The 13,888-nt window shown below is 73.7% G+C and carries 14 protein-coding genes; 11 read left to right on the plus strand and 3 right to left on the minus strand.

What is annotated here, in order from left to right; all coding sequences use genetic code 11:
- Positions 1 to 27: 27 nt before the first annotated feature.
- Together ACGFX4_RS15580 and ACGFX4_RS15585 are read right to left on the minus strand one after the other, a co-directional pair.
- Complete coding sequence (locus ACGFX4_RS15580) at positions 28 to 774, minus strand: anti-sigma factor domain-containing protein (RefSeq protein ID WP_393073674.1); 747 nt, start codon at positions 772 to 774, stop codon at positions 28 to 30.
- Positions 771 to 1,355, minus strand: a complete 585-nt coding sequence (locus ACGFX4_RS15585; RefSeq protein WP_393073676.1) for a sigma-70 family RNA polymerase sigma factor — start codon at positions 1,353 to 1,355, stop codon at positions 771 to 773. The genes ACGFX4_RS15580 and ACGFX4_RS15585 overlap by 4 nt, the downstream gene beginning before the upstream one ends.
- A 292-nt stretch (positions 1,356 to 1,647) precedes the next feature.
- On the opposite strand from ACGFX4_RS15585, the gene ACGFX4_RS15590 reads away from it, so the two are divergent.
- From ACGFX4_RS15590 to ACGFX4_RS15620, 7 genes are all read left to right on the plus strand, one after another.
- On the plus strand, positions 1,648 to 3,429 hold the full coding sequence (locus ACGFX4_RS15590; RefSeq protein WP_393073678.1) for a molybdopterin-dependent oxidoreductase: 1,782 nt from the start codon (positions 1,648 to 1,650) through the stop codon (positions 3,427 to 3,429).
- A gap of 117 nt (positions 3,430 to 3,546) precedes the next feature.
- On the plus strand, positions 3,547 to 4,194 hold the full coding sequence (locus ACGFX4_RS15595; protein WP_393073681.1) for a fasciclin domain-containing protein: 648 nt from the start codon (positions 3,547 to 3,549) through the stop codon (positions 4,192 to 4,194).
- A 159-nt stretch (positions 4,195 to 4,353) separates the two neighbouring features.
- Entirely contained in the window at positions 4,354 to 5,001 is a 648-nt protein-coding gene (locus ACGFX4_RS15600; protein WP_393073683.1) for a fasciclin domain-containing protein, read from the plus strand.
- A 128-nt stretch (positions 5,002 to 5,129) separates the two neighbouring features.
- Complete coding sequence (locus tag ACGFX4_RS15605; RefSeq protein ID WP_393073686.1) at positions 5,130 to 5,810, plus strand: hypothetical protein; 681 nt, start codon at positions 5,130 to 5,132, stop codon at positions 5,808 to 5,810.
- Between the two features lie 20 nt (positions 5,811 to 5,830).
- Entirely contained in the window at positions 5,831 to 6,478 is a 648-nt protein-coding gene (locus tag ACGFX4_RS15610; protein WP_393073689.1) for an alpha/beta fold hydrolase, read from the plus strand.
- A 39-nt stretch (positions 6,479 to 6,517) separates the two neighbouring features.
- Positions 6,518 to 6,787: a hypothetical protein gene (locus tag ACGFX4_RS15615; RefSeq protein ID WP_393073691.1), complete on the plus strand. Its 270-nt coding sequence runs from the start codon at positions 6,518 to 6,520 to the stop codon at positions 6,785 to 6,787.
- A gap of 35 nt (positions 6,788 to 6,822) precedes the next feature.
- The gene (locus ACGFX4_RS15620) at positions 6,823 to 7,644 is read left to right on the plus strand and encodes a DUF1206 domain-containing protein (RefSeq protein WP_393073693.1); all 822 of its coding nucleotides are present in this window, start codon (positions 6,823 to 6,825) and stop codon (positions 7,642 to 7,644) included.
- A 58-nt stretch (positions 7,645 to 7,702) separates the two neighbouring features.
- On the opposite strand, the gene ACGFX4_RS15625 is transcribed toward ACGFX4_RS15620, so the two are convergent.
- Complete coding sequence (locus ACGFX4_RS15625) at positions 7,703 to 8,908, minus strand: PucR family transcriptional regulator (RefSeq protein ID WP_393073695.1); 1,206 nt, start codon at positions 8,906 to 8,908, stop codon at positions 7,703 to 7,705.
- 486 nt (positions 8,909 to 9,394) lie between these two features.
- On the opposite strand from ACGFX4_RS15625, the gene ACGFX4_RS15630 reads away from it, so the two are divergent.
- The 4 genes from ACGFX4_RS15630 (at position 9,395) to ACGFX4_RS15645 (ending at position 13,885) form a co-directional block, all read left to right on the plus strand.
- Positions 9,395 to 10,018, plus strand: coding sequence for a hypothetical protein (locus tag ACGFX4_RS15630; protein WP_393073698.1), 624 nt, complete (start codon positions 9,395 to 9,397; stop codon positions 10,016 to 10,018).
- 355 nt (positions 10,019 to 10,373) lie between these two features.
- Positions 10,374 to 12,101, plus strand: a complete 1,728-nt coding sequence (locus tag ACGFX4_RS15635; protein ID WP_393073700.1) for a DUF6801 domain-containing protein — start codon at positions 10,374 to 10,376, stop codon at positions 12,099 to 12,101.
- A 30-nt stretch (positions 12,102 to 12,131) separates the two neighbouring features.
- Complete coding sequence (locus ACGFX4_RS15640) at positions 12,132 to 13,100, plus strand: ABC transporter ATP-binding protein (RefSeq protein ID WP_393073702.1); 969 nt, start codon at positions 12,132 to 12,134, stop codon at positions 13,098 to 13,100.
- Positions 13,097 to 13,885: an MlaE family ABC transporter permease gene (locus tag ACGFX4_RS15645; protein ID WP_393073704.1), complete on the plus strand. Its 789-nt coding sequence runs from the start codon at positions 13,097 to 13,099 to the stop codon at positions 13,883 to 13,885. Before ACGFX4_RS15640 ends, ACGFX4_RS15645 begins: the two co-directional genes overlap by 4 nt.
- The last annotated feature ends 3 nt before the right edge of the window (positions 13,886 to 13,888 follow it).

Genomic DNA, 13,888 nt, shown 5'->3' on the forward strand with positions numbered 1-13,888 from the left:
CGGCGGGGCACCCGGAGCCCCCCGGGTTCAGGTGACGGGCAGCAGGAGCACCGGAGCCCCGGTCGGGTGGAGCGACCCGCCGGCCGGCTCCACCGTCACACCCACCCCGCTCGCCCCGTCCAGCGGGCCGCTCAGCAGCAGCGCACCGGTGGGGGAGGCCATCAGCCCGGCGGGCCGCATCGTCGCGCCGTCGGCGAACCACAGCTGGTACGTGGTGCCCTGGGCCAGCGGCGGCATGTCCGAGGCGAGGAAGCCCGCCGCGTTCCGGTCGTGCGACCACACCACGGTGGCGACGCCGCTGCCGCCGGCCACCTTGGTGGACGTGGAGCGCGCGTCGGGGGCGGTGAGCAGGTCGGTGATCCGTTCCTGGTCCTGCTGGAGCGCCGCCGCCCGGGCCCGCGCCTGCTCCGCCTCCCGGTGCTGCTGCACGGCGAGTCCGCCGGCCGTGGCGGCCAGCGCCAGGCAGGCCGCGAGGGCGAAGCGCGGCCAGGTCCGGCGCAGCCCGCCGCGCACCGAGCCCGGTGCGGACCGCGGTCCGAGCGGCGGCTCCTGGCGGACGGTGTCGAGCGAGGCCATCACCCGGAGCTTGAGCCCGTCCGGGACGGGCACCGCCTGGGCGGACCCGAGCCGGGCCAGCGTCGCGGTGAACTCCGCGACCTCCTGGGCGCAGGCGGGGCAGCGGGCCAGATGCCGCTCGAACTCCTCCCGCTCGTCGCGCTCCAGCGCGTGCGCGGCGTACGCACCGGTGAGGGTGTGCAGGTCGGCGGTGCTCATGCGGTCACCCCCAGGCAGTCGCGCAGCCGGATCAGGCCGTCCCGGATCCGCGTCTTGATGGTCCCCAGCGGGACGCCCAGCAGGTCGGCGACCTGCGGGTAGGTACAGCCCCGGAAGTAGGCCAGGGTCAGCGACTCGCGCTGCAACTCGGTGAGCGACTTCAGGCAGCGCCTGACCTGCTCCCGCTCCAACCGCCCCTCGACCTGCTCGGCGACCTCGTCGAAGGCCGGAGTGGCGGAGGCGGAGGCGATCCGCTGCTCCCGGTCGGCCGCCGCCTGCGCGGCCCGGACCCGGTCCACCGCGCGGCGGTGCGCGATGGTGAGGACCCAGGCCATCACCTCGCCCCGGTCCGGGCGGTACTGGGCGGCCTTGCGCCACACCTCCAGCAGCACCTCCTGCGTGACCTCCTCCGACTGGGCGGGATCGCGCAGCACCCGCCGCACCAGCCCGAGCACCGGGCCGGCCACGGCGTCGTACAGCCCGCCGAAGGCGTTCTGATCGCCCAGGGCGACCTTCCCGACGAGCTCCTTCAGATCGGGCCCGGGACGCCCCGGACCCGACAGGTGCACCACGGCGCTCACCGCGGCACCCCCACGGCCCGGAGCCCGGCGAACCGGACCGGCGACGGAACGAACAGCATCAGGGGTCCTCCCATGGCCGGCGGGACAGCGACCGCCGGCACGGACGAAGAAGTGTGACACCCCCTGTTCGAAGCCGGGAGCGCCGCGGATTGGTCCCCGGGTACGCCGAGTCCCACGGACCGCAACCGGACATCCTTTCGCCGCCGTCCCGCGATCGGCGGGCACGGCGGCCGTCCTCACCCGATCGGGTGATCGGCAAGGTGCGACCCGTCCGACGGCCACCACGCGCCGAATGGCGGACGTGAGCACCCAGACACCCACCCCCCGAAGCCCGGTGCGCCGCCGGACGGCCCGCCTCGCGGCCGCCGCCGCCACCGGACTCGCCGCCGCGGCCGCGGCGGTCGGCGCCGGTGAACTCGTCGCGGCCTTCACCGGTCCCGAGACCGCCCCGGTGTACGCGGTGGGCTCGGCGACGATCGACCTGACGCCCACTCCGCTGAAGGAGTACGCGGTCCGGACCTTCGGCACCGACGACAAGCCGGTCCTCCTCGCCGGGATCCACCTGACGATGGCCCTGCTCGCCGTCCTCGCCGGGCTGCTCGCCCACCGCCGGCCTCCGCTCGGCGCCGCCGTGTTCGTGCTCTTCGGCGGTATCGGGGTCTGGGCCGCCCTCTCCCGGCCCGGCGCCGCGCCCGCCGACGCGGCGCCGGCCCTCGCCGCCGGCCTCGTCGGTGCCGGCACGATGCTGCTGCTCGCCCGCCTCCTGCGACAGGCGACCACGCCCCGGGCGGTCGAAGCCGCGGCCGCCGACATCCCGACCGCCGGGCCGGAGGCCACCACGCTCCCCGCCGACACCCCAGGGGCAGCCCGTGGCGATCGCATCGAGCCGCCGACCGGCAGGTCCGACGGCGACGTGCCTGCGGCCGACCGGGCCGAGGACGAGGGGCCACCGGAAGCCGGAGCGGAAGCCGCCGACCCCGGCCGCGATCGGCCTGCCGGGGGCACCAGCCGCCGGGCCGTCCTGCTCGCCACGGGTGGCACCCTCGCCTTCGGCGCACTCGCCGGATTCGGCGGCCGCATCCTCTCCGACCGCCGCTACGACATCGGTGCCGTCCGGGCCTCGGTCCGCATCCCGCCGGCCGCCGACCCGCTCCCGCCGCTTCCCCTCGCCCTCCACCCCGCCGTTCCCGGGCTGTCCCCGTTCACCACCCCGAACGCCGACTTCTACCGCGTCGACACCGCCCTCACCCTGCCGCGGATCGACCCCCGGCACTGGGCACTGCGCATCCGCGGCATGGTCGACCACCCGCTCCTGCTGACCTTCGACGACCTGCTGCGCCTCCCGCTGGAGGAGCTGGACCACACCCTGTCCTGCGTCTCCAACGAGGTCGGCGGGCCCTACGTCGGCACCACCCGCTGGCTGGGCGCCTCGCTGCCCGCGCTGCTGCGCCGGGCGGGGGTACGGCCGGGCGCGGACCAGCTGGTGGGCCGCTCCCAGGACGGCATGACCATCGGCACCCCGCTGGAGTCGGTGCTCGACGGCCGACCGGCGCTGCTCGCCGTCGCGATGAACGGCGAGGCCCTGCCGGTGGCCCACGGCTTCCCGTGCCGCAGCGTCGTGCCCGGCTTCTACGGCTACACCTCCGCCACCAAGTGGCTGGTCGACCTGGACGTCACCACCTTCGCCTCGTACGACCCGTACTGGGTGCGCCGGGGCTGGGACCGGCGCGGCGAGGTGCGCACCGCCTCCCGGATCGAGGTCCCCGCGCCGTTCGCCCGGGTCCCGGCCGGGGACGTCACGCTGGCCGGAACGGCCTGGGCGACACACCGGGGCATCGCCGCGGTCGAGGTACGCGTCGACGGCGGCCCCTGGCAGCCGGCGCAGCAGGCCGCCGACGGCGGACCCGACCTGTGGCGCCAGTGGACCCACACCTGGAGCGGCGCCGCGCCCGGCACCCACCGCATCGAGGTCCGCGCCACCGACACGTCGGGCGCCGTGCAGACCGAGCAGCGCACCGCCCCGTTCCCGGCCGGTGCGACCGGCTGGCACAGCACCGTCGTCACCGTCACCTGACGGCGCGCCCGCCGGCAGGCGGGAAGCCCCACCCCTCAAGGCTTCGGGCGGCGATCAGCGCTGCCCGGATGATCACGCACTCTCGCACACCCACCGAGTCGTCCCAGGAGACATCGCATGTCGCTGACCAGCATCCGCCGTTCCTCCGTCGCCACCGTCCTGGTGGCCGGCGCGCTCCTGCTCGGCCTGAGCGCCTGCAGCAGCGGCGGCGGCACGGCCATGGACCAGGCCACCGCGTCCGCCGCCGTCTCGCAGACCGCCCAGGCGACCGCGCCCGTCGAGCAGGTGGCGGACCAGCCGTTCGGCGCCGCGTGCGCGGCCGTCCCGAAGGACGGGGCGGGCTCGTTCGCCGGCATGGCGAAGGACCCGGTCGCGACCGCTGCGTCGAACAACCCGCTGCTGTCCACGCTGGTGACCGCGGTGAAGCAGGCCGGCCTCGTGGACACGCTCAACTCGGCGCAGAACATCACCGTGTTCGCCCCCACCAACGACGCCTTCGCCAAGCTGCCCAAGGCGACCCTGGACGCGGTCCTCGCCGACAAGGACAAGCTCACCAAGATCCTCACCTACCACGTCACCCCCAACCGCCTCGCGCCGACCGCCCTGCCCGGTAGCCACAAGACTCTCCAGGGCGGCGAGGCCAAGGTCACCGGCTCGGGCCAGGACTTCACCGTCAACGACAACGCCAAGGTCCTGTGCGGCAACGTCCAGACCGCCAACGCCACCGTCTACATCGTCGACACCGTTCTCATGCCCACCTCCTGACCCCGTTCCCGCCGTCCCGCCCTGCCGTCCCGAAAAGGGGACAGGTCGCACCCATCCGCGGGCGGGACCGATCCGAATCACAGTCGCAGACCGACCTCGCGCCGCAGCAGGCGCTCGACGGCCCGGTCGGACCCATGGCCACTCTCAAGGAGCACCCTGATGAGCACTGTCGTTTCGCGACGCACGTCGATCGCCGCCCTGTTCGCCGCCGGAGCGCTGGCGTTCAGCCTGACCGCCTGCAGCAGCGGCTCGTCCGGTTCGGCCGCTTCGTCCGCCCCCACCTCCGCCGGGGCGTCCGCCCCGGGCTCCTCGGCCTCCGGCGCCGCGATGGCGGACCAGCCGTTCGGTGCCGCGTGCGCGGCGGTACCGAAGGACGGCGCGGGGTCGTTCGCCGGCATGGCGAAGGACCCGGTGGCGACGGCGGCGTCCAACAACCCGGCGCTGTCGACCCTGGTGACCGCGGTCAAGCAGGCCGGCCTGGTCGACACGCTCAACTCCGCCCAGAACATCACCGTGTTCGCGCCCACCAACGACGCCTTCGCGAAGATCCCGAAGGCGACCCTGGACGCGGTCCTCGCCGACAAGGACAAGCTGACCAAGATCCTCACGTACCACGTCACCCCGGAGCGGCTCGCGCCGACCGCCCTGCCGGGCACCCACAAGACCCTGGAGGGAAGCGAGTTGACCGTGACCGGGTCGGGTGAGGACTTCACGGTGAACAGCAACGCCAAGGTCGTGTGCGGCAACGTCCAGACCGCGAACGCCACCGTCTACATCATCGACACCGTCCTGATGCCGACCTCCTGACCCGCAGTTCCGGACGCCCGGCTCGGTCGCCGACCAAGCCGGGCGTACGGCGTCTCCGAAGTCCAGGTAGGAAGCACGCGGCCGGACCCACCGCCGCGCGACGCACCTCACGAGAGACCCCGTCCGCCATGAACGTTCGACAACTCGCAGCACCGCTCCTGGCCGCCGTCCTGCTCGGCGCGGCCGGCGCACCGGCCTTCGCCCACGAGGGCCCCGGCAGCGACGACGGCCGCACCTCGGCAGCCTTCCGCACCTCGGACTTCCTCGCCCCGCGGCAGTCGAGCTTCACCCTCGCCATCCTGCTGCCCGTCCCCACCAACCACGTCCACGGCGTCGGGACCGCCACCGTCCAGCTCAACAGCGACAACACGGCCCGGATCGCCGTCAACGCCACCGGCCTGCTGGGCGGCGCGCCCCACGCCATGCACATCCACGTCAAGGGCAACGGCGAATGCCCCGACGCCGGCGACGCGGGCATCCACAACGGCCACCGCTCCATGAGCACCACGGACGGCCTGCCCGCCTACGGGCCGATCGGCACCTCGCTGACCACTACCGGCGACACCAGCCCCGGCAGCGCCCTGGCCGTCGACCGCTTCCCGTCCACCGGCAGCTTCCACTACAGCCGCACCATCCAGCTGACCTCCGACGTCGCCCAGCAGGTCCGGCACGACAACGCCGTCGTCGTCGTGCACGGCATCGACTACAACGGCAACGGCCGCTACGACAACGTCCTCGGCGCCAGCGAGCTCAACCCGGCCTTCCCGCAGGAGGCCACCGCGCCGGCCCTGTGCGGCCCGCTGCACTGACCGTCCAGGAGAACGAGGAATTGACGATCCGTCAGACAGGCGAGCCGTCCGCGCTGGAGGTGCTCCACACCCCCGGGAGAGCGCGGGCGGCCGTCCTGCTGCTGCCGGGCGGGCGCAGCGAGAGCCTCGACCCGCCGGGCCGGCTCGACCTGCCGGGACGCCGGATGACGCCGTTCGCCCGCGCGGTGCGCCGCCAACTGCCCGGGGACGTCGTCCTGACCGCCCGGGTGCGCTACCGCTGCCGCGGCTGGAACGGGCCGCGCGCCGACCCCGTGCGGGACGCGCGCCGGGCCCTCGACGAACTGGTGTCCTTCGCACCGCACTTGGCGGTCGTCCTGGTCGGCCACTCGATGGGCGGCCGCGCAGCCCTCGCGGTGGCGGACCACCCGCGGGTGCGCGGGGTGGTGGCGCTGGCGCCCTGGTGCCCGCCCGGCGAACCGGTCGACCACCTGGCCCGGCGGAGCCTGGTCGTCCTCCACGACCCGCACGACCGACGGACCTCGGCCGCGCAGTCGTTCGCGTTCGCCCGCCGGGCGGCCGCGGCCGGGGCACGGGTGCAGACCGTGCCGATGCCGCGCGGGGGCCACGCGATGCTCCGCGGCGCGTCCGCCTGGCACCGCCTGACGGTGGACGCGGTCGCCTCCGTCCTGACCGGACTCCCGCTCTGACGGGGTTTGCGGACGGCGGCTGCGGCTAGAAGGGCGTCCATGAGACGGACAACTTCGGTCATTTCGGCGGTGGCCCACATCGTCGCGAGCATCCTGGTCATCTGGATCCTGTTGGACCTGTTCGACGCCAACCAGGCCAACACGGTGGTCCGCTGGTTCCACGACGCGGCCGACTGGTTGGCCGCGTGGTCCCGCGGGCTGTTCACGGTGTCCAACCACACCGCGCAGGTCCTGCTGGACTACGGCGTCCCCGCCGTCGTCTACGTCGTCCTCGGCAACCTCGCCACCCGCAGCCGGGTCGTCGACTGAGCGCAGCCCGACCGGCACGGGAAGGGAGGGACCGGATGGACACCCGCTTCGCCGGCCGCCGCCTCGCGCGGGGCCGGCTGCTCAGGACGGCGGGCCGCTCGGGCTTCGTGGCACGCGGCGTGCTCTACACGCTGGTGGGCGTGCTCGCCCTGCGGATCGCGTTCGGCGACGGCGGCGAGCAGGCCGACCGGCAGGGGGCACTGCGCCGGATCGCCGGGCAGCCGTTCGGCCCGGCGATGCTGTGGGCGCCGGCCGCCGGATTCGCGGGAATGGCCGTGTGGCGGGCCTCGACCGCGGTCTTCGGCGAGTCGGGTCGCAAGAAGACCGGCAGCAGGGTGTTGTTGGCCGGGCGGGCCGTGTTCCACGCGTCGGTGTGCTGGGGGACGGCCGCGTGTGCGGCGGGTGCCGGCGGCGGGTCCGACGGCGACGCCGCCTCCCGGGACTGGACCGCCACCGCCCTGGGGTGGCCCGTCGGCCGCCGGCTGGTGGGCGGGGCGGGCCTGGTCCTGCTGGGCATCGGCGTCGCGATCGCCGTCCGGGCCGTCCAGCGCCGCTTCCTGCGCAAGCTCGACACGGCGGCCATGCGGTCCCGGACCCGCGCCGTGGTGACGGCGATCGGGGTGTCCGGGAACCTGGCGCGCGGGGCCGTCTACGGCGTCGCCGGGGTCTTCGTGCTGCTGCCCGCCGTCCGGTTCGACGCGGGGCGCGCCAAGGGGATGGACGGCACGCTCCGGTCGTTCGCGGACAGTGCCACCGGCCCGTGGCTGCTGGGCGCGGTGGCCGGGGGGCTCGTCGCGTACGGGGCGTTCTCGTTCGTTTCGGCGCGCCGGCGCCGCTTCGCGGGCACCGGAGCATGAGGGGCGCCCGTGCCTCAGCCCCCGCAACTCAGCCGCCGCGCCTCAGCCCTGCCCCGCCTCAGCCGCTGCGTGGCCCCTGCAGTTGGAGGGCCCGCAGGGCGACCTCGATGGCGAACCGTTCCTCGGAGTCGGTGAGCCGGCTGCCGAAGGCGCGGGTGAGCAGCCGCATCCGGTAGCGCACGGTCTGCGGGTGGACGCCGAGGGCCTCGGCCATCTGGGCGGCGGTGCCGCGGGTGGTGAGCCAGATCCGCAGGGTGTCGATCAGCCGGGCGCGCTGGGCCGGCGTCAGATCGGCCAGGGGCGCCAGGTGGCGGGCGGCGAGCTGCCGGACCAGGCCCGGGTCGCTCAGCAGCCAGAGCGGCAGCAGGTTGTTCTCGGTGCGGGCGAGCGGCTGGTCGGTGATGACGCCGCTCTCGACGAGCACCAGGGTCTGCCGGGCCCAGCGGAGCGAGTCGGCCGCCTCGTCCAGCGGGGTGGTGGGGCCGATGGCGGCGCGGCAGTCGCTCAGTGCCTTCTCCAGGGAGGCCCGGCGCTCGCCCTCGATCCGTCCGGGGACCAGCAGGTGGGGCTCGGGATCGGCGAAGTCGATCAGGACGTCCCGGTCGAGGACGGTGCGCGAGGGGAGCGCGGTGGCGCGCAGCGCGACCAGGGTGACCTCGGTCGGCAGCGGCCAACCGGCGTGGTCGGCGAGCTCGTTGAGGGCGCTGCGGGCGACGGCGGTGCCGCCGAGGATGCGCCGCAGCAGCCGCCGGCGCCGGTTGTCGGGCTCCTCGCCCAGCTCGGCCATGGCCTGCTGGTAGCCCTCGCGGGAGAGTTCGGCCAGGTCGCCCATGTAGGCGAAGAGCGCGTCGGCGAAGGCGAGCATCACCGTGACGGAGAGGTTGTAGCGCTTGCCGACGGCGCGGGCCCGGCGCAGCCCGACCTGGCAGCCGATCCGGTACGCGGTCTGGAGCATGTCCAGGCTGCGTCCCTCGTACGCCTCGAAGCGGCCGAAACGGCGGCAGATCTCGTCGCGTAAGGAGGTGGTGGCGGTGGGGGCGGCGATCTGGTCGACGAAGGTGGCGATGTTCTGCTCGATGCCGACCCGGATCACCCGGGCGTTGGGGCCGTCGAGCAGCTCGGCGTACTCGGGGATGGCGGCCACGATCTCGGACGCCATCTCCTTGAGGAGGCTGGGGAGTTCGGGCCTCATCACGGCGGCCAGCTCGCGTGGGAGCGGTCCCAACGGCTCGGTGCGCTCCGGGGGCTGTCGCCCTGCGGTCATGTCGGTGCTCCCAGTTGGTCGGCTGCTGTGAGCGGTGCGGGTCGCCTTCGGGTACGGGCGGGGCGTGGTGGGCCCCGGCGAGGCGCGCAGCGTACAAACTCTCGGCGACAGTTGAAAGATAGACCACCGGTGGCGGTCCGCGCACCCTCCGTGCACTGAACCGGTCTAGTCCGCCGCGGACGGTCGTCCCGGGCGTCGGGGCGGTGCGGTGCGCCGGCCCGGGTGGGGGTGCTCATTTCTTTATAAGCGTGAACTCCCTTTCTGTTGTGCGGAGACAAGAAAATACCCGCCGGTAAGTTCCGCCGGGAAATCTCCGGCGGGAGTGTTGCGCGGCCCTGTTACCCGTGCGTAACGTCCACTTCCACGACGACGGCCGATTCGCATCGGTGCAACGTCCCAGATGGTGGGCCGCTTCCGGAATTCCGCTTCGAGCCGTTTCGGAATTCCGGAAGAACCGGCCCGCGAACTCCCAGAAAGGATCAGCACGTGCGCAAGTTGACCAAGTCCACCACGGTGGCCGCCGCCGCACTCACCGCGGCCCTCGGTATGACCGCCGGCTCGGCCTCGGCCGCCGGCACCTGGACGGTTACCCCCGGTGGGGCGTGGACCGCCAAGGCGACCTCGCCCAAGCTGCTCGACACCAAGACCGGGACGCAGCTGACCTGTTCCTCCTCCAGCGCGGCGGGCACCCTGAAGAGCGGCTCCGGCCTCTCGGGCACCGCCATCTCCTCCATCACCTCGGTGAGCTGGACGAGCTGCACCGGTCCGCTGGGCATCACCTTCTCGGTGACCCCGAACGGACTCCCCTGGAGCCTCAACGCCGTGAGCTACAACTCCGCCACCGGCGTGACCACCGGCACCCTCACCGGGGTCAAGGCCCACATCAGCGGCGCCGGCTGCACCGCCGACTTCGCGGGTCCGACCAGCACCAGCACCGCCACCCTCACCGGGACGTACACCAACTCGACCCACACGCTGAGCCTCAGTGGCGGTGATCTGCACGCGTACAACGTGTCCGGCACCTGCCTGGGTCTGCTCAACAACGGGGACGCGGCGACCTACACCGCGAACTACGTCCTCAACGGGTCGCAGACGATCACCTCCCCGTGATCCCGGGCCCGAACCGACCGGACTGACCGCTGAGGGGTCCACCGCTCCCGCCTCCTTCCGGGTGCGGTGGACCTGTCCTCAGCCGCCTCCCGGCTCAGACCCCGGGCCGGGAGGCGGCTGAGGCATGCTCATCGAATGACAAGGGCGTCGCGCGGGCTTTATCAGCGGATGACAAAATTCTCCGCCCCGGCGAGATCGCCGACTTTTCCCGTGTGCGATCACTTGTCGCTGCTTGTTACCGGACCGTAGTGTCCTGCCTCCCGAACGAAAATCCAGCCCCGGGCCGGCCGGCAATTCGCCCTGTGCCCGGGGCTTCCACCCGCACGCCCCGATTCGGGGCCGAGGAGTCACAGCCATGAGGAATGCAGTGGGCACGCGCCGCTCGGTGCGCCTCGCGGCCGTTGCCGCAGCGGGGCTGCTGGCGGGGCTGCTGCCGGGAACCGACTCGGCCTCCGGCGGCCAGGACGGGCGGCTGGCGCTGGACTACACCTGCGGCTTCCCGGGCGGGAACCGGAGCGTCACGGTCGAGCTCCAGCAGAGCTACCCGAGCGGCGCGTCGGCCGGATCGGCCTTCCGGCCGGGGCAGTTGACGCTCCGGGTGCCGCTGCCCGCCGACCTGGCGGGTACCGCGGCCGGCGCGGGCGAGGTGGTCGCCGCGAGCGGAACGGCGGCCCTGACCGCGGCGATCGGCCAGGGCGCGACGTCGGTGCGCGCGGACTGGACCGCGCTGGCCGCCTCGACGACCCCGCTGCCCGGCGACAAGGACGGCCTGCTCACCTTCACCGGCACCGTGCCGGCCGTCACCGTCGCCGCGCCCGGCGAGGTGTCGTTCACGGCCGGGGCGCTCGCCCTCGACCTCACGGTCCAGCGGACCACCAACGCGGCGGTCCCCGCTCCGACCGCGAGCACCCCGACCCCGAGCGCTCCGGCCGCGGGTTCCCCTGCCGCGAGCGCCGCTTCGGCGACCGCCGCGCGCATCGCCGTCGCCTGCGCCCCCGTCGCGGGCCAGGCTGCGGAGTTGGGCCGGGTCGTGGTGGCCGAGGGGCCGGCGGACAGCGCCGTTCCGTCGGCCCCCGCGCCTGGTGGGAGCGGTCCCGCACGGCCGTCGGGCGGGGCCACCGGGAGCGGGGCGCCGACCGGAACCGCCGCGCCGGGCGGGCCGGCCTCCGCGAGCGGCTCGCCGGCCCCGTCCGGCCCCGCCGGCCTGACCGTGCCCGGCGCGGCGGCCCGCGAGGCGGCCGCCATCCGGGTGCAGGCCGGCTACCACTCCGGCACCAACCAGTGCCCGGAACCGCCGGAGGGCGCGTTGGACGCCGAGCGGCTGCCCCCGGTGCCGGAGGGCGCGATGGTGCTGCCCGACCCGGAGTACCCCTTCCCGTCGGTACCCGCCTGCGCGTACGCCGACGGCTTCGCCAACGTCGCCAAGCTCGGCCAGGCCGCGCTGATCAACGACCCGGCGAAGTCGCCCGCCCTGGTCGGGCTGAACCTGACCCGGCGGCTGGTGATGCTCTGGGGCGACACCGACGGGTACTTCGAGGCCGACTCGCTGGGCGAACTGAAGCTCCCGGTCGCCGAGTCCACCTTCCTGACCTACGGGTTCGTGCCGACCACCGCGAAGATCGAGTTCACCCCGCTCGGCCTGCTGACCATCGTCGCCACCGGCAACGCCAACTGGAACCAGCCGAGCCTGTTCACCATCGGCGGCCACCAGTCGATGCGGATCTACGACGTCAAGGTCAACGGCACCCCGCTGGACGTCGGCCCGAACTGCCGCACCGCCGAGCCGGTCGACCTGGTGCTCAAGGGCCGCCAGGACGGCTACCTGCCGGACGGCGGCGACGGCAAGCCCGACTACACCCTGCAGGGCGGCGGCCCGCTCGCCCAGACCGACCTGTACGTCCCGCCGTTCACCGGCTGCGGCAGCCACGGCGAGAACCTCGACGCCCTGTTCACCGCCGCCGTCTCGGGCCCCGGCAACTCGCTCAACCTGATGCAGGGCCCGATCTGCACCCCCACCAGTGACCAACCCAACGGCTGCGAACCCGAGATCGTCATCCCCGACCCGCCCACCCGCCGCCGCTGACCGCCAACGACCGCGACCCCGGGAGGTGTCATGGGCATCGAAGTCACCGTCGAAGGTCTGACCAAGTCCTTCGGCGAGCAGACCGTCTGGAGGGACGTCTCCCTCACCCTGCCGGCCGGTGAGGTCAGCGTGATGCTGGGCCCCTCCGGCACCGGCAAGACCGTCTTCCTCAAGTCCGTGATCGGACTGCTCAAGCCCGAGCGGGGCCGGGTCGTGGTCGACGGCGTCGACATGGTCAACAGCCCCGAACGGGACGTTTACGAGGCCCGCAAGCTGTTCGGCCTGATGTTCCAGGACGGCGCACTGTTCGGCTCGATGACGCTCTTCGACAACATCGCCTTCCCGCTGCGCGAGCACACCAGGAAGAAGGAGAGCGAGATCCGCCGCATCGTCATGGAGCGGATCGAGATGGTCGGCCTGGTCGGCGCCGAGGGCAAGCTGCCCGGCGAGATCTCCGGCGGCATGCGCAAACGCGCCGGACTGGCCCGGGCCCTGGTGCTCGACCCGCAGATCATCCTGTGCGACGAGCCGGACTCCGGACTCGACCCGGTGCGCACCTCCTACCTCTCCCAGCTGCTCATCGACCTCAACACGCAGATCGACGCGACGATGCTGATCGTCACCCACAACCTCGACATCGCCGCGACCGTGCCCGACAACATGGGCATGCTGTTCCGGCGCGAACTCGTCGCCTTCGGCCCGCGCGAGCTGCTGCTCACCAGCCAGGAGCCGGTGGTGCGGCAGTTCCTCACCGGCCGCCGGGCCGGCCCGATCGGGATGTCCGAGGAGAAGGACGAGGCGCAGCTGGCGCTGGAGGACCACGTCCCCGAGCCGCCCGGCCCGCTGCTGCCGCAGCTGGAGCCCTCGCCGGGCCTCGGCCCGCGGGCGGCCGTGCAGCGCCGCCGGGCCCGGGTGCTCGCCATGGGCGACCGGCTGCCCCCGGCCGCCCGGGCGGCCATCGGCGCCGGACTGATCCCCCGCCAGGGGGGCCCGGCATGAGCGTTCCGTGGACGCGCACCCCCGGCCTCGGCGCGCTGCGGCAGTCCGGCCGGCTGTTCCAGCTCGCCGCGACCACCGTGCGCGACACCTTCCGGCGGCCGTTCCAGTGGCGGGAGCTGATCGAGCAGTTCTGGTTCGTGGCCGGCGTCACCATCCTGCCCGCCGCCCTGGTCTCGATCCCGTTCGGCGCCGTCATCGCCCTCCAGGTCGGCTCGCTGGCCCAGCAGTTGGGCGCCCAGTCGTTCACCGGCGGGGCCAGCGTGCTGGCCGTCGTCCAGCAGGCCAGCCCGCTGATCGTCGCCCTGCTGATCGCCGGCGCGGGCGGCTCGGCGATCTGCGCCGACCTCGGCTCGCGCAAGATCCGCGAGGAGCTGGACGCGATGGAGGTGATGGGCGTCTCGCCCGTCCAACGCCTGGTCGTCCCAAGGGTGCTGGCGACCATGCTGGTCGCGGTGCTGCTCAACGGCCTGGTCTCGGTGGTCGGCGTGCTCGGCGGCTACTTCTTCAACGTCGGCCTGCAGCACGGCACTCCGGGCGCCTACCTGTCCAGCTTCTCCGCGCTGGCCCAGCTGCCCGACCTGTACGTGGGCGAGTTCAAGGCGCTGCTCTTCGGCTTCATCGCCGGGATCGTCGCCGCCTACCGCGGGCTCAACCCGCGCGGCGGCCCGAAGGGGGTCGGCGACGCGGTCAACCAGTCCGTGGTCATCACCTTCCTGCTGCTGTTCCTGGTGAACGTCGCCGTCACCGGCATCTACCTGCAGCTCGTCCCGCAGAAGGGAGCCTGAGCC

The organism is Kitasatospora sp. NPDC048365, from assembly GCF_043200835.1.
Taxonomy (GTDB): domain Bacteria; phylum Actinomycetota; class Actinomycetes; order Streptomycetales; family Streptomycetaceae; genus Kitasatospora; species Kitasatospora terrestris.